Source organism: Aeromonas sp. 97A (assembly GCF_051919185.1).
GTDB lineage: Bacteria > Pseudomonadota > Gammaproteobacteria > Enterobacterales > Aeromonadaceae > Aeromonas > Aeromonas veronii.
Genome location: NZ_JBQBFF010000001.1, coordinates 68493 through 91582 on the forward strand (window position 1 = coordinate 68493; position 23090 = coordinate 91582).

The 23090-nt window shown below is 60.4% G+C and carries 20 protein-coding genes and 1 pseudogene; 13 read left to right on the forward strand and 8 right to left on the reverse strand.

The window, feature by feature from the left end; genetic code table 11:
- Window positions 1-17 precede the first annotated feature (17 nt).
- The 11 genes and pseudogenes from ACTG27_RS00325 to ACTG27_RS00375 all read left to right on the forward strand — a co-directional run bounded on the left by ACTG27_RS00325 (window position 18) and on the right by ACTG27_RS00375 (window position 9876).
- Entirely contained in the window at window positions 18-890 is an 873-nt protein-coding gene (locus ACTG27_RS00325; protein WP_439978872.1) for a Dam family site-specific DNA-(adenine-N6)-methyltransferase, read from the forward strand.
- Window positions 891-1080: 190 nt separating this feature from the next.
- The gene (gene rpe / locus ACTG27_RS00330; RefSeq protein ID WP_005335006.1) at window positions 1081-1755 is read left to right on the forward strand and encodes a ribulose-phosphate 3-epimerase; all 675 of its coding nucleotides are present in this window, start codon (window positions 1081-1083) and stop codon (window positions 1753-1755) included.
- Window positions 1742-2410, forward strand: a complete 669-nt coding sequence (locus tag ACTG27_RS00335; RefSeq protein ID WP_421336296.1) for a phosphoglycolate phosphatase — start codon at window positions 1742-1744, stop codon at window positions 2408-2410. Before rpe ends, ACTG27_RS00335 begins: the two co-directional genes overlap by 14 nt.
- A gap of 42 nt (window positions 2411-2452) precedes the next feature.
- Window positions 2453-3457: a tryptophan--tRNA ligase gene (gene trpS / locus ACTG27_RS00340; RefSeq protein ID WP_005362251.1), complete on the forward strand. Its 1005-nt coding sequence runs from the start codon at window positions 2453-2455 to the stop codon at window positions 3455-3457.
- Window positions 3458-3575: 118 nt separating this feature from the next.
- Window positions 3576-3791, forward strand: a complete 216-nt coding sequence (locus ACTG27_RS00345) for a hypothetical protein (protein WP_005334997.1) — start codon at window positions 3576-3578, stop codon at window positions 3789-3791.
- A gap of 21 nt (window positions 3792-3812) precedes the next feature.
- On the forward strand, window positions 3813-4394 hold the full coding sequence (locus ACTG27_RS00350; RefSeq protein ID WP_236396661.1) for an aminodeoxychorismate synthase component II: 582 nt from the start codon (window positions 3813-3815) through the stop codon (window positions 4392-4394).
- 276 nt (window positions 4395-4670) lie between these two features.
- Window positions 4671-5888, forward strand: a complete 1218-nt coding sequence (locus ACTG27_RS00355; protein ID WP_439978873.1) for an aspartate aminotransferase family protein — start codon at window positions 4671-4673, stop codon at window positions 5886-5888.
- 76 nt (window positions 5889-5964) lie between these two features.
- Window positions 5965-6982, forward strand: a pseudogene (gene astA / locus ACTG27_RS00360) (arginine N-succinyltransferase).
- Window positions 6983-7054: 72 nt separating this feature from the next.
- Complete coding sequence (gene astD, locus ACTG27_RS00365) at window positions 7055-8527, forward strand: succinylglutamate-semialdehyde dehydrogenase (RefSeq protein ID WP_439978874.1); 1473 nt, start codon at window positions 7055-7057, stop codon at window positions 8525-8527.
- A gap of 56 nt (window positions 8528-8583) precedes the next feature.
- Window positions 8584-9381, forward strand: coding sequence for a DUF1338 domain-containing protein (locus tag ACTG27_RS00370; RefSeq protein ID WP_021229798.1), 798 nt, complete (start codon window positions 8584-8586; stop codon window positions 9379-9381).
- A gap of 234 nt (window positions 9382-9615) precedes the next feature.
- Window positions 9616-9876: a hypothetical protein gene (locus ACTG27_RS00375; protein ID WP_106842795.1), complete on the forward strand. Its 261-nt coding sequence runs from the start codon at window positions 9616-9618 to the stop codon at window positions 9874-9876.
- Window positions 9877-9961: 85 nt separating this feature from the next.
- Here ACTG27_RS00375 and ACTG27_RS00380 read toward each other — a convergent pair whose 3' ends face one another.
- Entirely contained in the window at window positions 9962-10564 is a 603-nt protein-coding gene (locus tag ACTG27_RS00380; RefSeq protein ID WP_421286746.1) for an HAD family hydrolase, read from the reverse strand.
- Window positions 10565-10737: 173 nt separating this feature from the next.
- Between ACTG27_RS00380 and ACTG27_RS00385 the strand changes: the two genes are divergently transcribed.
- Window positions 10738-12114 carry an MDR family MFS transporter gene (locus tag ACTG27_RS00385; RefSeq protein ID WP_439978876.1) on the forward strand — a complete coding sequence of 459 codons (1377 nt, stop codon included), beginning with the start codon at window positions 10738-10740 and terminating at the stop codon, window positions 12112-12114.
- A gap of 112 nt (window positions 12115-12226) precedes the next feature.
- Here the strand turns inward: ACTG27_RS00385 and nifJ are convergent, their stop codons facing one another.
- From nifJ to pnuC, 7 genes are all read right to left on the reverse strand, one after another.
- Window positions 12227-15772: a pyruvate:ferredoxin (flavodoxin) oxidoreductase gene (gene nifJ, locus ACTG27_RS00390; RefSeq protein ID WP_439978878.1), complete on the reverse strand. Its 3546-nt coding sequence runs from the start codon at window positions 15770-15772 to the stop codon at window positions 12227-12229.
- Between the two features lie 228 nt (window positions 15773-16000).
- Window positions 16001-17641 (reverse strand): alpha-glucosidase, encoded by a 1641-nt coding sequence (locus ACTG27_RS00395; protein ID WP_439978880.1) that lies wholly within the window; start codon window positions 17639-17641, stop codon window positions 16001-16003.
- Window positions 17642-17841: 200 nt separating this feature from the next.
- Window positions 17842-18243 carry a DUF1622 domain-containing protein gene (locus tag ACTG27_RS00400; protein ID WP_204482795.1) on the reverse strand — a complete coding sequence of 134 codons (402 nt, stop codon included), beginning with the start codon at window positions 18241-18243 and terminating at the stop codon, window positions 17842-17844.
- Window positions 18244-18310: 67 nt separating this feature from the next.
- Window positions 18311-18634, reverse strand: a complete 324-nt coding sequence (gene yqfB / locus ACTG27_RS00405) for a N(4)-acetylcytidine aminohydrolase (protein WP_439978882.1) — start codon at window positions 18632-18634, stop codon at window positions 18311-18313.
- 42 nt (window positions 18635-18676) lie between these two features.
- On the reverse strand, window positions 18677-19348 hold the full coding sequence (locus tag ACTG27_RS00410; RefSeq protein WP_439978883.1) for a Crp/Fnr family transcriptional regulator: 672 nt from the start codon (window positions 19346-19348) through the stop codon (window positions 18677-18679).
- Window positions 19349-19453: 105 nt separating this feature from the next.
- Window positions 19454-20179, reverse strand: coding sequence for a nucleoside phosphorylase (locus tag ACTG27_RS00415; protein ID WP_439978884.1), 726 nt, complete (start codon window positions 20177-20179; stop codon window positions 19454-19456).
- Between the two features lie 5 nt (window positions 20180-20184).
- Window positions 20185-20901, reverse strand: coding sequence for a nicotinamide riboside transporter PnuC (gene pnuC / locus ACTG27_RS00420; protein WP_123172548.1), 717 nt, complete (start codon window positions 20899-20901; stop codon window positions 20185-20187).
- 263 nt (window positions 20902-21164) lie between these two features.
- Between pnuC and ACTG27_RS00425 the strand changes: the two genes are divergently transcribed.
- On the forward strand, window positions 21165-22997 hold the full coding sequence (locus ACTG27_RS00425) for an SLC13 family permease (protein ID WP_439978885.1): 1833 nt from the start codon (window positions 21165-21167) through the stop codon (window positions 22995-22997).
- Window positions 22998-23090 lie beyond the last annotated feature (93 nt).

Here is a 23090-nt window from a genome sequence, read left to right on the forward strand (position 1 = left end):
TTACACACCGGATTTCCATGAAAAAAACACGCGCTTTTTTAAAATGGGCCGGGGGAAAATACTCCCTGGTTGAAGAGATCGCCGAGCGCCTGCCGGCCGGGCGTGTGTTGCTGGAGCCCTTCGTCGGGGCCGGGTCTGTGTTTCTCAACACCGACTACGACGCGTATGTGCTCAACGACATCAATCCGGATCTGATCTGCCTGTACAACCATCTCAAGCTGACGCCGGACAGTTTCATTGCCGAGGCGCGCAAGCTGTTTGTGGCAGAGCATAACAACAAGGCGGCCTATTACCGGCTGCGTACCCAGTTCAATCAGACCGAGACCACCTTCGAGCGGGCTCTCTTGTTTCTGTTTCTCAACCGTCACGGTTTCAACGGACTGTGCCGCTACAACAAGAAGGGCGGCTTCAACGTGCCGTTCGGTTCCTACAAGAAGCCCTATTTCCCGGAAAAAGAGCTGTGGGCCTTTGCCGAAAAGGCGCAGAAGGCGACCTTTATCTGCGAGAGCTACGCCGATGCCATCAAGCGTGCCGAAGAGGATTGGGTTATCTATTGTGATCCACCCTACGCGCCGCTCTCCACTACGGCGAGCTTCACCACCTATGCCTCCGGTGGGTTTACCCTGGATGATCAGGCGGTCCTGGCGCGACTGGCCCGCCACACAGCCGCTCACAAAGGGGTGCCGGTGCTGATCAGCAACCACGATATCGAGCTGACTCGTGAGCTTTATCGCGGTGCCCGCCTCGACGAGATCCTGGTCAAGCGCACCATCAGCCGCAACGGCGGCACCCGCAACAAGGTGGCCGAGTTGTTGGCGCTCTATCCGCCCGGAATCGAACCGGAGCAGGGCTACTATCCCAGCGACAGTGAACTGTTGCCACTGGCGTAACAGACCATGCGGCGCCCAAGGGCGCCGTTTTTTTATGGGCGCGCCTGGGCCCGTGCCGATGCCGCAAAACCCGGGTGGTTGGGGGAGGGGAGGCGATTGCCCCATTTACCCCGCATTCGAGTCGTTTTCGCCCGCCTTTTACGTTAAAATTGCGCCGCTTTTTCTCCCTGGCTGCCAATGGATGATGCTGATGAAAGACTTTCTGATTGCCCCCTCGATCCTCTCTGCCGATTTTGCCCGTCTGGGTGACGATGTAGCCAAGGTACTGGCTGCCGGTGCCGACGTGGTTCACTTCGACGTGATGGACAACCACTATGTCCCCAACCTGACCATTGGCCCCATGGTCTGTCAGGCGCTGCGTGACTACGGTATCGAGGCCCCCATCGACGTGCACCTGATGGTCAAGCCGGTGGATCGCATCATTCCCGATTTTGCCAAGGCCGGTGCTTCCCTCATCACCTTCCATCCGGAAGCGTCCGATCACGTTGATCGCTCTTTGGGCCTCATCAAGGAGATGGGCTGCCAGGCGGGTCTGGTTCTGAATCCTGCTACCTCGCTCTCCTGCCTCGAGTATGTGATGGACAAGCTGGACGTGATCCTGCTGATGTCGGTCAACCCGGGCTTCGGTGGCCAGAGCTTTATCCCGGGCACTCTCGACAAGCTGCGTCAGGTGCGTCGTCTGATCGACGAGAGCGGTCGCGATATCCGTCTCGAGATCGATGGAGGGGTGAAGGTCGACAACATTCGCGAGATCGCCGAAGCGGGCGCCGACATGTTTGTCGCCGGCTCTGCCATTTTCAGCCAGCCTGACTATAAAGCGGTGATCGACAAGATGCGTGCGGAGCTGGCTCATGTCACACGCTGAGCGCGCATTTGATTTGGTGCTGTTCGATCTGGACGGCACCCTGATTGACAGCGCCGCCCAGTTGGCGCTGGCGGTCAATCTGACGCTGACCGATCTGGGTCTGGAGCAAGCTGATGAAGCGGTTATCCGTACCTGGGTCGGCAATGGTGCCGACAAGCTGATCCAGCGGGCGCTCGCCTATCGCGAGGCCGATCCCGAGCTGTTTGCCAAGGCCAGACCGATTTTTTTCCAGCACTACAACGCCTGCCTGCTGCAAGGGCTGGCGATGTATGACGGGGTGGCCCAGAGTCTGCGTCGCTTGCAAAGCCTGGGCTACAAGCAGGCAATCGTCACCAACAAGCCGAGCGACTTCGTGGCCCCTATCCTCGATGCCCTTGGCATCAGCGATTGTTTCGAACTCTGGCTTGGCGGCAACTGCGTGCCGGTCAAGAAGCCGAGCCCGGGGCCCTTGCTGCACGCTTGCCAGGAGTTAGGGGTGAGTCCGGCTCGCACTCTAATGGTGGGCGACTCAGAAAATGACGTGCTGGCGGCCAAGGCGGCTGGCATGAAGGTGGTGGGCCTTACATACGGCTACAACTATGGCCGTCCCATCGCCGACTCCCATCCAGACTGGGTATTCGAGCAGTTTGCCCAGCTCGATGCACTTTTGGTCTAATAGCGCAACTGGGCTGGCTGAATAACAAGGATTAACACTCTCATGACTAAACCAATCGTATTGAGCGGGGCGCAACCCTCCGGTCAACTGACCATCGGCAACTACATGGGGGCCCTGCGTCAGTGGGTCAACATGCAGGATGAGTTCGACTGCCTCTACTGCATCGTCGATCTACACGCCATTACCACTCGTCAGGACCCGGCTGCCCTGCGCAAGGCTTGTCTGGACGCGGCCGCCCTCTATCTGGCGGTCGGTATCGATCCCAAGAAGAGCACCGTCTTCATCCAGTCTCACGTGCCGCAGCACGCTGAGCTGGGCTGGATCCTCAACTGCTACACCCAGATGGGTGAGCTGTCGCGCATGACCCAGTTCAAGGACAAGTCCGCCCGTTTCGAGAACAATGTCAACGTCGGCCTGTTCGGTTATCCGGTGCTGATGGCAGCCGATATCCTGCTCTATCAGGCCAATCAGGTGCCGGTCGGCAACGACCAGAAGCAGCATCTCGAGCTGACCCGCGATATCTGCACCCGCTTCAACAACCTGTATGGTGAAGTGTTCACCATGCCGGAGCCCTTCATTCCAACCGAAGGGGCGCGGGTGATGAGCCTGCAGGATCCGACCAAGAAGATGTCCAAGTCGGATGACAACGAGGCCAACTTCATCGGCCTGCTGGAAGATCCCAAGCAGATCGTCAAGAAGATCAAGCGTGCGGTGACCGACTCCGACGAGCCGGCGGTGGTGCGTTTCGATCCGGAAAACAAACCGGGTGTCTCCAACCTGCTGACCCTGATGTCCGGTGTGACCGGCCGCTCTATCCCCGAGCTGGAACAGCACTTCGAAGGCAAGATGTACGGTCACCTCAAGACCGAAACCGCCGAAGCCGTGGTTGCGCTGCTGGAACCGATCCAGGCCCGTTTCCACGAGTTGCGTCAGGATGAGGCCCATCTGATCGCGATTCTGGCAGAAGGCGCACAAAAGGCGCGCGAAAGAGCTGAAAAAACCCTGACCAGCGTATATGATGTAGTCGGCTTCGTTCCTCGAGCCTGACATACTGGGAAGGTGTAGTAGAAGAGAGCTGGGTATTTGCCTGGCTTTCTTTATTTTCTGCCCGGCTATTTTGTTTAATTTCTTTATTTCAACCTGGGTAATATCCCCAAGAGAAAGCATGCCTGTTCAACCAACTATTTCTGCTGAAGAGCTGAGTGACAAAGGTCACTGGCTACGTAAATTTCGCAAGGCGAAAAACCTCAATACCCTGCAGTTGATGGTCTCCAATGCCATCGACAAGCACCATAAAACCCCTGCCGTTGCTGCCGCCATCTATCTGGCCGAGTGTCAGCGTGAACGGGAAATGGAACAGGGTCGTTATCTCGATCGTTAATTCTCTGCTGTTGGTTATCTCATGCTGTTGTTGATCGATAACTACGACTCTTTTACCTGGAACCTGGTGCAATATTTCGGCGCCCTGGGACAAGAGGTTGTGGTCAAGCGCAATGATGAACTGACGCTTGATGCCATAGCGCAGCTCTCCCCCCGTTTTCTGGTGATCTCTCCCGGTCCCTGTACGCCCAATGAGGCGGGGATCTCTCTCGATGCCATCAGCCACTTCGCTGGCAAGCTGCCCATTCTCGGCGTCTGTCTCGGTCATCAGTCGCTGGCGCAGGCCTTCGGCGCCCGCGTAGTGCGTGCCCGTCAGGTAATGCACGGCAAAACCTCGCTTATCCGCCATCGCAATGAGGGGGTGTTCAAGGGGCTCAATAACCCGCTGCGGGTGACCCGTTACCACTCGCTGGTGGTGGAGCGTGACACGCTGCCCGACTGCTTCGACATCACCGCCTGGAGCGAGCATGCCGATGGCTCGTTTGACGAGATCATGGGGCTGCGCCACAAGAGGCTCCCTGTCGAGGGTGTTCAGTTCCATCCGGAGAGCATTTTGAGCGAGCAGGGCCATCAGTTGCTGGCCAACTTTCTGGCGCGTTCATAAAAAGTTGTGATCGCCTTCTCAAGTTCGAGAGAAGGCAAAAAAAATTTCCCTGACACTTTATTCACCCCCTCTCCTGCCCAAATTATCTCTTGCCAAGCCCCCCTGAGTCGTTATGCAATGCGGTTGCCTAAAATCTCAAGAGCAATCGAACATTGTTCCTTATAGGCCGTCTTGTTACAGACTTTTTACTTTATTTCTGTGATAATCCCGTCACGTTTACACGGATTTAACTTTTGGGCGGTGGATTATTCTGTCGCCGAATCGAAGGAGAGCTATATGTCAGAGTTGTTGGCAGTGACACGTGAAGTGTTTGATGAAGTGATGGTTCCCAACTATGCGCCCGCCAAGATCATCCCGGTGCGTGGTGAAGGGTCACGTGTCTGGGATCAGGAAGGGCGCGAGTATGTCGACTTCGCCGGTGGCATCGCCGTCAACGGTTTGGGTCACTGTCATCCCAAGCTGGTCGAGGCCCTGAAAACCCAGAGCGAGAAGCTGTGGCACCTCTCCAACGTCATGACCAACGAGCCAGCCCTGCGTCTGGCCAGGAAGCTGGTCGCCGCCACCTTCGCCGACAAGGTCTACTTCTGCAACTCCGGCGCCGAAGCAAACGAGGCTGCCCTCAAGCTGGCACGCCGCTATGCCATCGAGAAGTTTGGCGAGCAGAAGACCCAGATCATCGCCTTCAATCAGGGCTTCCACGGTCGTACCTTCTTTACCGTGAGCGTCGGTGGCCAGGCAGCCTACTCCGATGGCTTCGGTCCCAAGCCCGGTGACATTACCCATGTTCCCTACAACGATCTGGCGGCGCTGGCCGAGGTGATCTCCGACAACACCTGCGCCGTGGTGATGGAGCCGCTGCAAGGGGAGGGGGGCATCATTCGTCCTACCGACGAGTTTGCCAAAGGGGTACGCGAGCTGTGTGACAAACACAATGCCCTGCTGGTGTATGACGAAGTGCAGTCCGGCGTCGGCCGGACCGGTGATCTCTATGCCTATATGGGTCTGGGCGTCACGCCGGACATCCTCACCAGCGCCAAGGCGCTGGGTGGCGGTTTCCCCATCGGCGCCATGCTGACCACCGACGAAATCGCCTCTTACCTGAAAGTGGGCACTCACGGCTCTACCTACGGCGGCAACCCGCTTGCCTGTGCGGTCGCTGAGGCGGTGATCGACGTGATCAATACCCCGGAGGTGCTGGCTGGCATCGAGCAGCGCGAACAGCTGTTCCGCGATGGCCTTGAAGCAATCAACGCCAAATACCACTGCTTTAGCGAGATCCGCGGCAAGGGTCTGCTGCTGGGCGCGGCCCTGAGCGATGCCTACAAGGGGCGCTCCCGCGACTTCCTGCTGGCCTCCATCGATCAGGGGCTGATGGCACTGGTGGCTGGTACCAACGTGGTTCGTTTTGCCCCTTCACTGGTGATCCCGGAAGCGGACATCAAGGAAGGGTTGGCCCGCTTCGAGAAGGCGGTTGCCCAGGTGGTTAACGCCTGATTCCAAATTGAGGTGGGGAGCTCTCCCGGCAGGAGCCGGGACCCCACCTGTCGTCAATGAAAGGGAGTTGTCATTTATGTTGGTTATCCGTCCCATCGAGCAAAAAGATTTTGCCGGGCTCAACCTGCGCCATCGAGTCCGGCACCGGCATGACCTCGTTGCCCGTCAACGATGAGCTGCTGCAGCGCAAGATTGACGCCTCTACCCAGACTTTTTCCGACAAGCCCGCCGGTAAGGGGGACTGCCTCTACTTCTTCGTGGCCGAGGATCTGGAGACCGGCGAGATGGTCGGCACCTGTGCCATCGATGCTGCGGTTGGCCTCTCCCAGCCGTTTTACAACTACCACATCGGCAAGGTGGTGCACTCTTCTCCCAAGCTTGGCATCTACAACGTCGTTGAAACCCTGACCCTCTCCAACGACTACACCGGCAACTCCGAGCTCTGCACCCTGTTCTTGCGCGAATGTGCCCGCGAGGGGCTCAACGGCCGCCTGCTCTCCAAGCACCGCTTTCTGTTTATGGCCGAGCACCCCGAGCTGTTTGACGAGACCGTCTTCGCCGAGATGCGCGGCGTCTCCGATGCCAACGGTCACAGCCCCTTCTACGAGTGGCTGCAAACCCATTTCTTCTCGATGGATTTTCCCACCGTCGACTATCTGACCGGCATCGGCAAGAAGCGCTTTATCGCCGAATTGATGCCCAAGTACCCCATCTACGTCAATTTGCTGAGCAAAGAGGCGCGGGCCGTTATCGGCCAGACCCACGAGAAGACCCGCCCGGCCATCAAGATGCTGCAGGACGAGGGCTTCGTGAACCGTGGTTACGTCGATATTTTCGATGCGGGCCCCACCGTCGAGTGCGACGTGAAGAATATTCGCAGCGTGCGCCGCAGCAAGAAGCTGCGGGTGCTGGTGGGCGAGCCCATTGGTGGCAAGACCCACCTTATCTGCAACAGCCGTTTCGAACATTACCGCGCCTGCTACGGCAATATCCGGGTCGATCTCGACAAGCACGAAGCCATCATCCCGCCCAAGATGGCGGCGGCACTCAAGGTGCAGGATGGCGACATGGTGCGGGTGGTTGACCTCGACTGAGGCAAACAGGACAAGCAAACCGATTATCAGACAGGCAGCCGAGGCTGCCTGCCAGCGACAGGGAGTGAATGGATGAGCCAGTTAGTGCAATTTATCGACGGTCAGTGGCTTGCCGGTGAAGGCAAGCCGTTCGAGTCAACCGATCCGGCCAAAAACGAGGTGATCTGGCAGGGGGCTGCCGCCAGCGCGGCGCAAGTGGATGCCGCCGTTAAGGCCGCCCGTGCCGCCTTCTACCACTGGGCGGACATGAGCCTTGAGGATCGTCTGGCCATAGTGCGTCGTTATGCCGACCTGCTTGGCGAGCAGAAAGAGGCACTGGCCCTGACTATCGCCCGCGAAACAGGCAAACCGCTGTGGGAGACCCGCACCGAAGTGGCTGCCATGCAGGGCAAGATTGCCATCTCCATTCGTGCCCACGATGAGCGCACCGGCACCGTTGAAAATGCTATGCCGGGCGCCAAGGCGTTTGTCCGTCACAAGCCTCACGGTGTGGTGGCGGTGTTCGGCCCTTACAACTTCCCGGGTCATCTGCCCAACGGCCATATAGTCCCGGCGCTGATTGCGGGTAACGCCGTGGTATTCAAACCCTCCGAGCTGACCCCCATGGTGGCCGAAGCCATGGTCAAGGTGTGGCAGGAGGCCGGATTGCCCAAGGGAGTGCTCAATCTGGTGCAAGGTGAGGTCGAGACTGGCAAGGCGCTGGCGGGCAACCCCGATATCGACGGCCTATTCTTTACCGGCTCCTCCCGCACCGGCCATTTCCTTCATCAGCAGTTTGCCGGTCAGCCGGGCAAAATTCTGGCGCTCGAGATGGGCGGCAACAACCCGCTGATCGTGAAAGACGTGAGCGACATCGACGGCGCTGTGCATGCCATCGTCCAGTCGGCGTTCATCACTTCCGGTCAGCGCTGCACCTGCTCCCGCCGCCTGTTTGTCGAGCGCGGCGAGCGGGGCGATGCCCTGGTCAATCGACTGGTCGAGGTGGTTAGCCAGATCAAGGTCGGCCTCTATGACGCAGTCGAGCAGCCGTTCATGGGCTCGATGATAAGCGAGAAGGCTGTGATTGGCATGGTCGAGGCGCAAGCCAACCTGCAGCGCCTCGGTGGCGAGAGCCTGCTTACCCTCAAGCACCTGGAAGCGGGCACAGGCTTTGTCTCCCCGGGCATTATCGACGTGACCTCAGTGAGCGCGCTGCCGGACGAAGAGTACTTCGGCCCGCTGCTGCAACTCATTCGTTACGATGATTTCGATGCTGCCATCGATCAGGGCAACGCCACCCGCTACGGTCTCTCGGCCGGTCTGCTGGGTGACAAGGAGGCGGACTGGAATCACTTCTTCAAGCGGATCCGCGCCGGCATCGTCAACTGGAACAAGCCCATTACCGGTGCATCCAGTGCCGCGCCGTTTGGTGGTATCGGTGCTTCCGGCAACCACAGAGCGAGCGCCTACTACGCTGCTGACTATTGTGCGTATCCGGTTGCCTCTGTCGAAGACAGCAAAGCCGCTATGCCGGATCAACTGTCGCCCGGCCTGCGCTTCCAATAACGACACGGGGCATCCAGCGATGCCCCCATCTGTACCCGCAATCAAAGGAAAGAGAGATGCAAAAGGATATCGACACCCTGTTCAGCCATCTGTGGGACAACTACATCAAGGTGACCCCGAGCGCCCTCAAGGTGCACACCCTGCTGGGTGGCGGCGAGCCCATCGTCAACGATCACGTGGCGTTTCGTACCTACAACCTGCCCAAGCTGGGGCTGGAGAAGCTGGCCGCCCACTTCCTGGCGCTCGGTTACGAGCAGAAGGGCGAGTACGTTTTCAAGGCCAAGAAGCTCTACGCCAAGCACTTCGAGCATCAGGATCCGGATGCTCCCAAGGTGTTTATCAGCGAGCTGAAGGTGGAAGAGCTCTCCCCGGCGGCGCAGGCCATCATCCACAAGCTTGCCGATCAGGTGCCCGATCATCTGACCGATACCCCAGCATTTCTCTACACCGGCGCCCCCTGGCAGGTCTCCTATGCCGATTACCAGACCCTGCTGGCGGAGAGCGAGTACGCGGCATGGATGGCAGCATGGGGTTATCGTGCCAACCACTTCACGGTCAATATCAACAAGTTGAAGGACTTCGACACCATCCATCAGGTCAATGCGGCGCTCAAGGCGGCGGGTTTTGTCCTCAACAGTGTGGGTGGCGAGGTGAAGGGGGATCCGCAGGTCATGCTGGAGCAATCCTCCACCATGGCTGACAAAGCCGAGGTGCCGTTCAGCGATGGGGTACGTACCATCCCGAGCTGCTTCTACGAGTTTGCCCTGCGCTATCCGCAGGCCGATGGCGTGCTCTATCCGGGCTTTGTCGAGGCCTCGGCCGACAAGATCTTCGAATCGACGAATGCCATGTAACGGGAGCTACCCTGTTTCAGTCACAACGCCTCCTTTGTGGAGGCGTTTTGTTTGGCGCCGAGTGACGGTATCGGGTGTTGTCTGACGCCGCGTGAAGAGGGGATTTGGACGGCGCCTAATAGGTGAAGATTTGTTGATAAAAATGTGAACTAGATCACTTGAGACGACACGGATTGACGCTGGCGGTGGAGCAAAAAGGAGTAGAATGGCGCTTTATTTTTGCGGGGCCAATCGATGCCTAACTATCACTTTTTCAAGCAGGGTCAGGCGCTTACCTATCTAGATGCCAATGCACCCAGCTATAGCGATGAGCGTCGTCAACTGGTCGAACAGGGATTTGCCGCCATCGCCGCCCCCACCTTTGCAGATACTCCGGCCGAAGCCCTTGAGCTGCTTCGCACTCATCAGGCACTACAGGATGAGGCGCAGGCCAACGCCCTTTGTCTGACGGTTACCAGCATTCCGGGGGTGATTGCAACTCTGTCCGGGCACTGACGCTGCCGCCATGCTCAAATGAATAAAAAATGGTGCCACTGTCATGGCACCATCCTATCGGTTTGCCTGCTTGCCCATGAGCCGTTTAGCGCTGGTGCAGGTCACCTTCGATAACCAGCACGGTATCCATTCCTGCCGCCTTGCCTGCCTCAAGCCCGATCCGGGTATCTTCAAACACCAGACAGTTGGCCGGATTGGCGCCGAGCAGTTCGGCCACCTGCAAGAAGGTGTCGGGATGCGGCTTGTGGTTGGTGACATCATCGGCGCTCACCACCACCGAGATATAGGCATTGAGCCCGGTGCTTTTGAGGATGGAGTCCGCCTGATTGCGCGGTGAGCCGGTGCCAATCCCCATCTTGACCTTGCCGTGATAGTGCCTGACCAGCTCCCACATCTTGGGAAAGACGCTGACCTTGTCGATATGTTCCATATAGAGGGCAATCTTGCGACGGGTAAAAGCCTCGACATCCACCGTCAGCCCCTGCTGCTCGGCCAGCATGGCGATGATCTTGCGGGTGGGAATGCCGCCGTACTGATAGAGCTGTTCCCGCTCGAAGGGGATGCCGAATTCGGCGCAGGTGAGCTCCCAGGCATCCAGATGAAGGGGCATGGAATCTACCAAAGTGCCATCCATATCGAAAATCAGGGCATCGTAGTGATCAAACCCGTACTGCTCACGCTCGCTCATGGGGGCTCCTCGAATCAAATAGAGCAGGCTAGCAGAAACGGTCGGTAGTTTGTGGGATCGGCCTCATGGTTGGGCAGATTGCGACCGCCGTTTTTTCTATCTCTTGCTGATTTGTGAGACAATAATCCGTTCATTGCCGGATACTTTGGCATATCAGATCTGCGAGTCCGCTTATGACCTCGAAAATATCCCCCAAAACCATCTTCTCCAGTGTGGCGCTGGTGATCGCGCTCGGTTCACTGGAAAAGAGCATAGTTACCACCCCGCTGCCCATGATTGGCGCCGAGCTGCACGCTGGGGCCGCCCTCACCTGGGTGGTCACCGCCTACCTGCTGGCCGCCACCGCCGTGCTGCCCCTCTATGGCAAGCTGAGCGATCTCTTTGGTCGGGTGCGGATGCTCAATATCGGCATCGGCCTGTTTCTGGCGGGCTCGGTGGCCTGCGCGCTCTCCCAGGATCTGCCGACTTTGCTGGCAGCGCGGGTGCTGCAAGGGCTGGGGGGCGGCGGCCTGATTGCCCTCGCGTTTACCGTGATTGCCGACACCATACCGCCGCGTGAGGTGGGCAAGTATCAGGGCTACATCTCGGCGGTCTATGCGGTCTCCAGCATCGCTGGCCCCTTGCTCGGCGGCTATTTCACCGAGCAGCTCAGCTGGCGCTGGATCTTCTGGATCAACCTGCCGCTCGGGGCGCTGGCGGTCTTTCTCATCAACCGCAACCTCAAGCAGCTCAACGTCCGTCGCCACAGTCGCTTCGACTGGAAGGGGGCGGGTCTGCTGATTACTGTCACTACGCTCACCCTGTTGCTGCTCTCGCCGGAGGCGGCGCTGCCCGCACTCTGGCTCTCGGCAGCGCTGGGCGTCGCGTTGCTGCTGCTGATTCTGATTGAGCGGCGCGCCCACGACCCAATTCTGCCTGCCCATCTGGCCCGGTTGCCCGGCTATCTGGTGAGCGTGCTGCTGGTGATGCTCTCCCAGCTGCTGATGTTTGCCGTGCTGGTCTATCTGCCGTTGCAGATGCAGTGGCAGAAGGGGATGAGCGCCAGCGAGAGCGGCGCCATCATGGTTATCTTCATGATTTGCATCACTGCCGGCGCCTTTGTCGGCGGCAAGCTGATTGGCCGTACCGGTCACTACAAGAGCTTTGTCGCGGTGGGCTTTGGCCTCGCGGCAGTGGCTCTGTGGCAGATCCACTTCGATGCCAGGGTCAGGCTGGCGCTCGGGTTTGCCGGTATCGGTCTCGGTCTGGTGCTGCCCGCCCTCTCCGTGGTGGTGCAGAATGCCCTGCCGCGGCAGGATCGCGGCATCGGCATGTCGCTGTTCAACTTCGGGCGGGAGCTTGGCGGTGCCGTCGGCGTGGCTATCTGCTCCATGCTGTTTCACTTGCGCCTGCCAGCCGGCAGCGATGGCGATCTGAGCCGGCTCGCCCCCGATCTGCTGGCCGCGGGTTTCAGCGCGACCTATATCGGTATGGCACTGATCGCCACGCTGGCGCTGCTCATCACCCTGCTGGCGTTGAAGCGCCATGAGCTGGCCTCCATCAGCGCCTGATTTGGCCTGCGCCGACATTGGCTCACCATAGCTAGCATAAGGGCTCCCCCGCGGGGAGCCCTGATTGTTATTTGGCGAATAGAGTGGCTGTTGCCATCAAGCCATGCGCGAGTTACTCCTGCGCCGGACTCTCCTTGCCTGCCAGCTGGCTCAGCCAGGCGAAGCGGCGATTGGCCTCCTGCTCCGCCTCTTCATAGAGCTGGCTGGCTACCTCCGGCAGCTGGCGTTCCAGCCGCTGGAAGCGGGGCTCATGGCGCAAGGTCTCGGCCAGCGAGGCATTGGGTGCCCGCGAGTCGAGCGCCAGCGGCAGTTTGCCCTCGTCAGCGCGGCGCGGATCGAAGCGGTAGAGCGGCCAGAAGCCGGTGGCGGTAAGCTGCTTCATCTGCTCGTGGCTCTCGGCCATGTCGTAGCCATGCTCCTCGCATGGGCTGTAGGCGATGATGAGCGAGGGGCCCGGATAGGCTTCCGCCTCCTGAATCGCTTTTACCGTCTGGTTCATCTGGGCGCCGAGGGAGATCTGCGCCACATAGACGTGGCCATACATCATCACGCTGGCCCCGAGATCCTTGCGCGCCTTGCGTTTGCCCTGCTCGCCAAACTTGGTGATGGCACCGAGTGGGGTTGCCTTCGACTGCTGGCCACCGGTGTTGGAGTAGCACTGGGTGTCGAGCACCAGCACATTGATGTTCTCCCCCAGACTCAACACATGGTCGAGTCCGCCAAAGCCGATGTCGTAGGCCCAGCCATCGCCACCGATGAGCCAGACCGACTTTTCCACCAGATAGTCCGCATCGCGGGCCAGCTCTTGGGCTGCCGGGATCTGGCTCTCCTGCAGCAGCGCTCGCAACTGCTGGATATGGGCCCGCTGTTCGGAAACTGGCTGGTTGGCATCGCCGAGCGCCTCGCGCAGCGCTGCCGGTATGGTGTCGCCCAGGCTCGCCAGCAGACGGCGCACCCGCTCCCTGTGCTGATCGACGGTAAGACGGAAGCCCAGTCCGAACTCGGCGTTGTCTTCAAACAGCGAGTTGGCCCATGCCGGCCCGCGCCCGTCGGCGTTGGTGGTGTAGGGGGTGGTAGGCAGGTTACCGCCATAAATGGACGAGCAGCCGGTGGCGTTGGCAATCAGCAGCCGATCGCCATAGAGCTGGGTCAGCAGCTTGATATAGGGGGTCTCGCCACAGCCGGAGCAGGCGCCCGAGTATTCAAACAGCGGCGAGATGAGCTGGGAGGTGCGGATGTCGATGCGCTCCAGCTGCTCGGCGCTGCGCTCTGGCAGGTCGAGGAAGAAGTCGTAGTTGGCCTTCTGCTCGTCGAGGTGTTCGAGGCGTGAAGCCATATTGATCGCCTTGCGATCCGGGTTGCTGCGATCCTTGGCCGGGCATACCTCGACGCAGAGATTGCAGCCGGTGCAATCCTCCGGCGCCACCTGCAGCACGTACTGCTGGCCGCGCATGTCACGAGATTTCACATCCAGCGCATCGAGAGTTGCGGGGGCAGCGGCCAGCGCATCGGGTTCTACCACCTTGGCGCGAATGGCCGAGTGGGGACAGGCGGCGACACAGTAGTTGCACTGGGTGCAGAGCTCCGCCTCCCAGATGGGGATCTCCTTGGCGATATTGCGCTTTTCCCAGCGGGTGGTGCCGACCGGCCAGGTGCCATCCGGCGGGAAGGCGGAGACCGGTAGGTTATCCCCCAGCCCCGCCAGCATGGCGGCGGTGACGGTCTGGACAAAGTCGGGGGCCTTGGCCGAAACCACCGGTGGGCGGGGGCGGCTGGCGGGATCCAGCTCGCCAAGTTGCACCCGGGTCAGGGCGGCGCAGGTTGCCTCCAGTGCCATCCAGTTGCGCTCGACCAGTGTCTGCCCCTTGCTGCCATAGCTGGTGGCGATGGCCTGCTTCAGCAGGCTGGTCGCCTCTGCGGGGGGAATGATGGCGCTGAGCTGGAAGAAGGCCATCTGCATCACGGTATTGATGCGGTTGCCGAGCTGGCAGTCGCGGGCAATTTTGGCGGCGTTGATGATGTAGAAGCGCGCCTCTTTCTCGCGCAGGGCATGCTGCACCTCGCTGGGGAGGCGCTGCCAGATATCCGCTTCGCTGTAGGGGGTGTTAAGCAGGAAGATGCCGCCCGCCTTCAAACGCTCCGCCATCCGGTACTTGTCGACAAACTGCCACTGATGGCAGCCGATAAAGTCCGCCTCTTCCACCAGATAGGCCGATTGGAGCGGCCGCTCGCCCACCCGCAGGTGAGAGACGGTGAGGCCGCCCGCCTTCTTGGAGTCGTAGACGAAATAGCCCTGCGGATAGAGGTTGGTGTGGTTGCCGAGGATCTTGATGCTGTTCTTGGCCGCCGAGACGGTGCCGTCGCTGCCAAGGCCGTAGAAGAGCGCTTCCAGCTTGTGTTGCTGGCTGTGGATGGGGCTTTGCGAATTGAGCGCTGGCAGCGGTAGTGAGAGACCTGTGATGTCATCGAAGATGCCGACGGTAAAGCGCGGGCGCGGGTTCTCTTGCGCCAGTTCGGCAAACACCGCCAGCGCGCAGGCGGGGCCGAACTCTTTGGAGGAGAGGCCGTAGCGACCCCCAATCACTCGCGGCAGGCTTGCCCGCTCGCCCCGGCTGACCGCTTCGGCCAGCGCCGTCATCACGTCGAGATAGAGGGGCTCGGCCTGTGCGCCCGGCTCCTTGGTGCGATCCAGCACGGCGATGGAGCGGGCACTCTCGGGAATCGCGGCTAACAGGTGCCCGGCCGAGAAGGGACGGAACAGCCTCACCTTCACCAGACCTACCTTCTCCCCTTGGGCCAGCAGGCGCTCGATCACCTCTTCACAGGTGCCGATGGCCGAGCCCATCAGCACCACAATCCGCTCCGCCTGCGGGTGGCCGACATATTCAAACGGCCGGTAGTGGCGGCCGGTCTGCTTGCCAAAAGCCTGCATCGCCTCGCTCACATGACCATAGGCAGCGTCATACCAGGGGTTGCTCGCCTCCCGGCACTGGAAGTAGGTGTCCGGGTTGGCGGCAGTGCCGCGAATGACCGGTTTGTCGGGGGTGAGCGCCCGGTCACGATGGGCTCGGATGGCATCTGCGGGCAGCAGGGCACGCAGGGTGTCGTCAGCGAGCGGTGCTATCTTGGCGATCTCGTGAGAGGTCCGAAAGCCGTCGAAGAAGTGGATAAAGGGGAGACGGCTGTTGAGGCTGGCCACTTGAGAAATCAGGGCAAAGTCCTGCGCCTCCTGCACATTGCTGGCACAGAGCATGGCGCAGCCGGTCTGGCGCACCGCCATCACGTCCGAGTGATCGCCAAAGATCGATAGCGCGTGGGTCGCCACGGTACGCGCCGCCACATGCAGTACGAAGGGAATGAGCTGACCCGCCAGCTTGTAGAGGTTGGGGATCATCAGCAGCAACCCCTGCGACGAGGTAAACGAGGTCGCCAGCGCGCCGGTCTGCAGGGCGCCGTGGACGGCGGCAATGGCGCCACCTTCCGACTGCATCTCGACAACCCGGGGGACATCCCCCCAGAGGTTCTTGCCCCGCTCGCTCGACCAGGCCGACGACTGTTCAGCCATGGCCGAGCTGGGGGTGATGGGGTAGATGGCGATGACTTCGCTGGTGCGGTACGCCACCGAGGCGACTGCGTTATTCCCGTCTGTGGTGATCATCTGTTTTCCACTTTGCTATGCCAGTTTGAAGGCCGATAGTTGCATCGGCAATGGATAGGTCGCTGGCATAGTAAGAGGGGCAATGAGAGCGTATCAAACGGGATAAATAATCAATTAATAAGTCAGTAATAGTGGTTAATTTAATCCCGCCGCGTGGGGGCATGATTTTCTGCTGGTACCCGACGGATGGCGATTGACGGGCCATTGCTATGACCCGTCAGCACTGGGTTAATCCTGATCCACTCGCAGCCAGATGGCGCACTGATAAGGGGCGAAGAGTGGCAGCGGTTCGCTTGGGTAATTGGCCAGCAGCAACCGCATCTTGTCTGTCACCTTGTCGAAGTGGGGCATCGGCAAGGGGTTCGCCGTGAGATTGGCGAGCAGCAGCAGGGTGTGCCGATCTCCGCTTGCCGGATCCTGCCAGTGGCGGCGATAGCTGATGCGCTCGGGATCATCCCCATCCAGCAGCTCGAAATTGCCGTGGCGAACGACCGGGTGGGCCTTGCGCAGGGCGATAAGCTGGCGATAGCAGTGAAACGGCGAGTCGGGGCGGGCCAACTGCTCGGCGGCATTAATCTCGATGTGATTGGCATTGAGGGCAATCCAGGGTGTGGTGGCGCTGAATCCGGCGTGGGGGCCGGCGTCCCACTGCATCGGGGTACGGGCATTGTCGCGGCCGATGGCATCGAGCCGCCGACTCAGCTCGGCAGGAGCCAGCCCTGACTGGCTGGCGCGATAGTTGATGGCCTCCACATCGCGCAGCTCGCTCGGCTGCCAGTGACGGTTGGTCATGGCCAGCTCCTCCCCCTGATAGATGAAGGGAGTGCCCTGCATCAGGTGCAGCACCATGGCCCACAGCCTGGCGCTGGTTTCCCGCCACTCTGGCCTGTCATCGCCAAAGCGGGAGACGGCGCGGGGCAGGTCGTGATTGCCGAGAAACAGGCTGTTCCAGCCACGCCCGTGCAGACCTTGCTGGTGGCGGGCCATGGCTCGCTTGAAGGCGAGGGGATCAAAGCGGGATGACCACTTGTCACTGCCGAGCCCCAGATGCTCGAAGTTGAACACCATGCTGAACTCGCTGCCATCGTGGTTCGAATAGTTCTGCATATGGGCGAGATCGGCCCCCCAGGTCTCCCCCACAGTGATGATCCCCTTGCCGCCGAAGCTCGCGGCATTGAGCTCGCGGATATAGTCGTGCAGGCGCGGGCCGTTGCTCATGGCAAGCCGGTCCCACTCCTTGCTCACCATATCGATCACATCGAAGCGAAATCCCTTGATCCCTTTGCCCAGCCAGAAGTTGATCACCTCTGCCATCTCGGCGCGCACCGCCGGGTTGTCCCAGTCCAGATCGGCCTGACTGGGATCGAAGTTGTGCAGATAGTAGCGATCAAACGATGGCACATATTGCCAGCCGCTGCCGCCAAAAATCGAGGTAATGGGGTGAGCATCGACAAAGGCTTGATCCCGGAATACGTAATAACCCTGATAACGGGGATCCCCGGCCAGTGCCTTCATAAACCACTCGTGCTCGGTGGAGGTGTGGTTGGCGACGATATCCATCATGATGCCGATGCCGTGGGCGGCCGCTTCGGCTATCAGCTGCTCCATCTCGGTCAGGGTGCCGAAGGCGGGGTCGATGGCACGGTAGTCCGCCACGTCATAGCCGTTGTCCCGCTTGGGGGAGCGATAGATGGGGGTGAGCCAGAGCATATCGACCCCGAGGGTGGCCAGATAATCGAGGCGCTGACGGATGCCGTTGATATCGCCCATGCCGTCGCCATCGCTGTCCTGAAAACTCATGGGGTAGATCTGGTAGATGACACAGCTATCGAGGTCGATATCGGGCGTATGGCGGGGTTGCGGGTTCATCAGCTTGGCCGGTTGGGGGAAGAGATTTTCTATCTTACCCAGATGGGCGGGCAGTCAACAGGGCAGGGGAAACCTTGAAAAGGGTTCCATAGTTAGCTGATTGCCAAAAGTGAGGGAAGGGTCACAAAGGTGCCATCCCGGGCCACGGCTATGGTCGGGATGGCACGGTACTTAGCGCTGATACTCTGCAGGAATACTGGTTATTGAGCAGCCTTGGCCTGCTCGCTGCGCTGCTCCTGCTGGCGTTCTGCCTTCTCTTGTTGGCGCTCCGCTTGTGCTTCCAGCTCCTTGCCGAGGAAGTAGTTCAGGAAGGTGCGGATCACCGCGATGATGGCGAGGCGGATCAGCTCCTCCTTGCTCGGCGCGACCGTGGTGGCCAGGATATCGGCGGCGAGCTGGAACTCCAGCGCCAGAATGAGCCAGCTGCCAAAACAGAGGCGAATACGGGGAAAGCCGGGTTGGTGATCCCGCACTCTTGCCGCCAGCCAGAGGGTCTTGCCAAGCCCTATCACCACACAGGCGATGGAGATGATCTCCAGCAGCAGCTGGAACAGCTCGACCCCGTGCATCATCCCTTCTCTCAGGCTCGCAATCTCAAACACTCGGGTCACCTCCATGATTCAAAAGAGGACACTATTAACACATCGCTCGGCAAAGGCCAAATCCGGCTCAGGCAATCATTTTGAATTCAATCACATAGAGCGGCGGCAGGGCGGGGTAGATATCGCGGATCACATCTTTCAGCTCGGCAAGGGTCATGTTCTCCTGACGGGCGTGCTCGTCGCTGAGCTCATCGAAGGCGACGGCTTTAACCGAGATCACTTCAATGGTGCCAAAGGGCTGGTGCTCCGGGTTGGTAAACAGCGCCAGCTGCTGGCCGGGTTGCCAGTTGGCCTCGCTCTCGTCGCGGATGGTGATGGTCTTGCGGCCCGCCTGAATGTCGGCGACGAAGCGGCTGAAGAAGGTGAACTCGGGATAGGGATGGGCAGACATGTTAACTCCTGACAGGGTGAATCGAAATTAGGTGAATAGAACTCAAAGGTCGAGATAGGCGCGTAGCCTGGCCAGATCGGCGATGGCGGGGCCCTCGGCCCCTTCGCAGACAATCCCCTGTTCGATCAGCTCCTTAAGGGCGCGGCGGTAGACCCGCTCTGTGGTGCCAAAGCGCGCCGCTTCGTGGGCCCGCTTGCGCGATCCCAGCATCGGGGTGCGCTGCCGTTCTCGCCATAGCTCATAGGCGATGTTGTAGGCGATGGGATGGAGCAGCCGGCTGGTGGTGATCTCCAGGGTATCGAGATAGTCGCTGGCGAGCGCGGCGGCAAAGAACAGGGTCAGCTCGGGTTCGGCCAGCAGCCGCTGGGCCAGCTTGTCGGCACAGATGACCCGGGCATCCAGCTCGGTCTCTGCCACCACGTTCCACTGCACCGGGGTGGCGCTGAAGAACTCCATCTCGCCAAAGATCTGGCTGTGGCAGGCTATTTCGCCGAGCTGGAAGCTGCGGCCCGAGTGCACTGTGCTGTTGAGGGAGACCCGGCCACTTTCGACCAGATAGAGCAGCTCGCTCTGCTCCCCTTGCCGCATGATCAATTCGCCCGGCAGGTAGCGGCGCAGAAACAGGGTGCAGGCCTCGATCGCCGCGGCAAAGCGGGGTTCAAGTTGCTCAAGTTCGGCGTGAAAGCGGCCGATGGGGTAGGGCTGTTGCTGCATGACTTGCCTGTCGCACCGGATGACGAGGGCCATGAGGCTAGCAAGAGTGCGGGCCGGATACCAGCCCGCACGGTAGCGGATGTGCCGCAGTTAACGGTTTGCGCTTTATTGCACCAGAGCGTGGAGGGCGGCCGCGATGGCTTGCTGCTCACTGGCCATCATCGCCTGTTCGGCGCTGGCGTAATCCGCCACCCCTTGTTGCACATCCTGCTCGAACAGCACTACGTTGCAGAGCACGGCTGCAACCCGCACCTTGCGCAGGCGACCCACGGTCAGCAGGGCTGCGGTCTCCATGTCAGCGCCGAGCACGCCACGGGCATGCCAGTAGCGGCACACCTCCTGCTCATCATCTCGATAGAAGCTGTCGTGGGAGCGTACCAGCCCGTGCCAATGAGGCTGGCTGCCGGTCGCTACATGGTTGAGCAAGGCGGCCTGCAGCCAGATATCGGCGCAGGCGGGATACTCGGCGGGCAGATAGGCCTGTGAGGCCCCCTCATTGCGAACCGCCCCTTCCACCACGATAAGGTCGCCAAGGCCGATGTCGTGCTGCAGGGCACCGGCGGAGCCGACCCGGATCAGCGAGCGGGCGCCGGCTTGCACCAGCTCCTCCAGCGCTATGATGGCCGAGGCGCCGCCAATGCCGGTGCTGCAAACCGTGATGGGCTGCCCCTGATAGGATCCGTTGATGAGGCGAAACTCCCGGTTTTGCCCCAGCACCTCACACTCTTCAAGCTGGCTGGCGATGCGATCGACCCGGGCCGGGTCGCCGCACAGTACCACCCGCTCGGCAATCTGCTCGGGGCGGCACTGAAGATGGGGTAACAGAGTCATGGTTTTTACAGACCTTGTGGCTGGCGCTTGGCGGCAATCACCCAGAGGCGAGTGCCGTTGGCGGCGATAAACAGCAGGATCAGGTATTCGAGCGACATGGCGTAGACGCCCTGCGCGGCATAGACACCGATGCTGATGATGTTGATGACGACCCAGAGGATCCAGTTCTCCACGTATTTGCGGGTCATCAGGATCTGGGCGACCACCGAGAGCACCGTCATGCTGGCATCCCAGAAGGGGAAGGCATCGGGGGAGGGCTCGGGGATGGCAAGGTTGGCACCCAACAGGTTGAGCAGGGAGACCGAGGTGCGCGCCAGAGTGGCGAAGACCGGGTCGATGTAGCGGGTCAGCAGGGCGATGGCCAGCACGCTCACGGCGGCGGTCACCATCAGTTTGGATTTGCTGAGCCAGCGGATCTGCAGGGTATCCCCCTGATCGTTGGCCGGGCGGGTCCAGGCGTACCAGCCGTAGACGTTGGCGCAGAAGAAGAACAGCTGCAGCATCAACAGTCCGTAGAGCTGGATCTGGAAGAAGATGATGGCAAACAGGCTGACGTTGATCAGGCCAAACAGGTAGTTGATGGTTTTCTCCTGACTGGCGAACCAGATACAGGCCAGACCAAACAGGGTGCCGATGGCTTCAATCCATGACATGGCATAGCCGCCACCCAGCGGTATGGTCACTAGCGTGTTATTGATGCTGAACAGCTCGAATATGCTCATTTTCTGATCCTTGGGCATGAGGGTTAGTATGCGAGGGCGCCATTCTAAGGGGTGAGGGGGAGGAGGGGCAGGACTTTTGTCCGCCCCGGGCTTGGCCCATATCAAAGAAATCGCCGCTGCTGCCCGGTTATTCCAGCAGTGATGGGTTATGGGGCCCCGGCGGGCCGGACTTTATTGATATGTAGCAAGATGATAGCGCCGTGGCTGTGGTCTGATAGAGTCCACTCTCCGGGAGGAGAATCACGTGATAAAAGGAGGTTGCATTGAATTCCGAGCTTGTCTGGGTGCTCTGTCTGCTGGCTGGCGCCATCTATCTCTTCATGACCAACAAGGTGCGCATGGACGTGGTCGCCCTGGGCGTGGTCATCTTGTTTGTGCTGAGCGGCACCCTCACCCTGCCGGAGGCACTGGCGGGCTTTAGCGATCCCAACGTCATTCTGATAGCCGCCCTGTTTGTTGTCGGGGAGGGGTTGGTGCGCACCGGTATCGCTTATCAGGTGGGGGATGCGTTGGTGAAGGTGGCGGGCAGCAGCGAGACCAAGCTGCTGGTGTTGCTGATGGTCGCGGTGGCGAGTCTGGGGGCTGTGATGAGCAGCACCGGAGTGGTGGCCATCTTTATCCCGGTGGTGCTGAGCGTGGCGAACCGGATGGGGATCCCGGCCGGTCGCCTGATGATGCCCCTCGGTTTTGCCGGGCTGATCAGCGGCATGATGACGCTGGTGGCCACGCCCCCCAACATGGTGGTCAACAGCGAGCTGATGCGCCACGGCATTCACGGCTTCGGCTTCTTCGATTTCACCCCCATGGGCGTGCTGATCCTGGGGCTGGGCATCCTCTACATGCTGCTGGTGCGCGGCTCCCTGGTGGGCGAGGGGGAAGAGGGCAAGGGCAAGCCGACTGGGCGCCGCACCCTGCGCGATCTGATCCGAGACTACCGACTGGCCGGTAGGGCCCGTCGTCTGGCGCTGCGGCCGGACTCCCCGCTGATTGGTCACACCCTGGACGAGCTGCAACTGCGCGCCCGTTATGGTGCCCACGTCATCGGGGTGGAGCGCTGGCGCAAGTTCCGCCGGGTGATGGTGCCGGTGTCGGGGATCAGTGAGTTCCAGGCCAAGGATGTGCTGCTGATCGACATGTCAGACCCCGAGGTGGATGTGCGGGCGTTTTGCAGCGAGGCGCGGCTCGAGCCGATGATCCTGCGCGGGGAGTATTTCTCCGATCAGGCGCGGGAGGTGGGGATGGCCGAGGTGTCGCTGATCCCTGAGTCCAAGCTGCTGGGTAAAAGCGTGCGTGAGGTGACCTTCCGCTCCAGCTATGGTCTAAGCGTGGTGGGGCTGCGCCGCGACGGTGAAGCGCTGGCAGGCAAGCTGGTGGACGAGCCGCTGCAGATGGGGGATACACTGCTGGTGGTAGGAAACTGGAGCCACATCAGACAGTTGCAGACCCATAGCCGCGACTTTCTGCTGATGGGGTTGCCCGCTGAAGTGGACGAGATGGCCGCCGCCCGCAGTCAGGCGATCCATGCCCTCTTCTGTCTTGGAGTGATGATCCTGCTGATGGTGACCGATCCGGTGCCCAACGTGATTGCCGCGCTGATCGCCTGTCTGCTGATGGGCAAGTTTCGCTGCATCGATATGGATAGTGCCTACAAGTCGATCCACTGGCCGACCCTGATCCTCATCGTCGGCATGCTCCCCTTCGCGCTGGCGCTGCAAAAAACCGGCGGGGTGGATCTGATCGTCGGTGGTCTGATCAACGCGGTAGGGGAGATGGGGCCGCGGGTCATGCTGGCCAGCCTGTTTGCCCTCTGCGCGGTGATCGGGCTCTTTATCTCCAACACCGCCACCGCAGTGCTGATGGCGCCCATTGCGCTGGGCACGGCCCAGCAGATGGGGGTATCACCCTATCCGTTTGCCATGACTATTGCCATCGCCGCCTCGGCCGCTTTTATGACGCCGGTCTCGTCACCGGTCAATACTCTGGTGCTGGGGCCGGGCAACTACAAGTTTGCCGATTTTATCCGTATCGGAGTGCCATTCACCCTGTTGGTGATGGCGGTGAGCGTGGTGGCGATCCCTTGGTTCTTCCCGTTCTGATAACCGGGATGATGAATGTGTGCACCAGCGGCCTGCGGGCCGCTTTTTTGTGGCCGGGAGACAAGAATAGCAAGGCGTGCTCGGAATAAATGA

Excerpts from the sequence above, each read along its gene's own strand:
- ACTG27_RS00325 (WP_439978872.1), top strand. The coding sequence starts at position 18 with ATGAAAAAAACACGCGCTTTTTTAAAATGGGCCGGGGGAAAATACTCC.
- rpe (WP_005335006.1), top strand. The coding sequence starts at position 1,081 with ATGAAAGACTTTCTGATTGCCCCCTCGATCCTCTCTGCCGATTTTGCC.
- ACTG27_RS00335 (WP_421336296.1), top strand. The coding sequence starts at position 1,742 with ATGTCACACGCTGAGCGCGCATTTGATTTGGTGCTGTTCGATCTGGAC.
- trpS (WP_005362251.1), top strand. The coding sequence starts at position 2,453 with ATGACTAAACCAATCGTATTGAGCGGGGCGCAACCCTCCGGTCAACTG.
- ACTG27_RS00345 (WP_005334997.1), top strand. The coding sequence starts at position 3,576 with ATGCCTGTTCAACCAACTATTTCTGCTGAAGAGCTGAGTGACAAAGGT.
- ACTG27_RS00350 (WP_236396661.1), top strand. The coding sequence starts at position 3,813 with ATGCTGTTGTTGATCGATAACTACGACTCTTTTACCTGGAACCTGGTG.
- ACTG27_RS00355 (WP_439978873.1), top strand. The coding sequence starts at position 4,671 with ATGTCAGAGTTGTTGGCAGTGACACGTGAAGTGTTTGATGAAGTGATG.
- astD (WP_439978874.1), top strand. The coding sequence starts at position 7,055 with ATGAGCCAGTTAGTGCAATTTATCGACGGTCAGTGGCTTGCCGGTGAA.
- ACTG27_RS00370 (WP_021229798.1), top strand. The coding sequence starts at position 8,584 with ATGCAAAAGGATATCGACACCCTGTTCAGCCATCTGTGGGACAACTAC.
- ACTG27_RS00375 (WP_106842795.1), top strand. The coding sequence starts at position 9,616 with ATGCCTAACTATCACTTTTTCAAGCAGGGTCAGGCGCTTACCTATCTA.
- ACTG27_RS00380 (WP_421286746.1), bottom strand. The coding sequence starts at position 10,564 with ATGAGCGAGCGTGAGCAGTACGGGTTTGATCACTACGATGCCCTGATT.
- ACTG27_RS00385 (WP_439978876.1), top strand. The coding sequence starts at position 10,738 with ATGACCTCGAAAATATCCCCCAAAACCATCTTCTCCAGTGTGGCGCTG.
- nifJ (WP_439978878.1), bottom strand. The coding sequence starts at position 15,772 with ATGATCACCACAGACGGGAATAACGCAGTCGCCTCGGTGGCGTACCGC.
- ACTG27_RS00395 (WP_439978880.1), bottom strand. The coding sequence starts at position 17,641 with ATGAACCCGCAACCCCGCCATACGCCCGATATCGACCTCGATAGCTGT.
- yqfB (WP_439978882.1), bottom strand. The coding sequence starts at position 18,634 with ATGTCTGCCCATCCCTATCCCGAGTTCACCTTCTTCAGCCGCTTCGTC.
- ACTG27_RS00410 (WP_439978883.1), bottom strand. The coding sequence starts at position 19,348 with ATGCAGCAACAGCCCTACCCCATCGGCCGCTTTCACGCCGAACTTGAG.
- ACTG27_RS00415 (WP_439978884.1), bottom strand. The coding sequence starts at position 20,179 with ATGACTCTGTTACCCCATCTTCAGTGCCGCCCCGAGCAGATTGCCGAG.
- pnuC (WP_123172548.1), bottom strand. The coding sequence starts at position 20,901 with ATGAGCATATTCGAGCTGTTCAGCATCAATAACACGCTAGTGACCATA.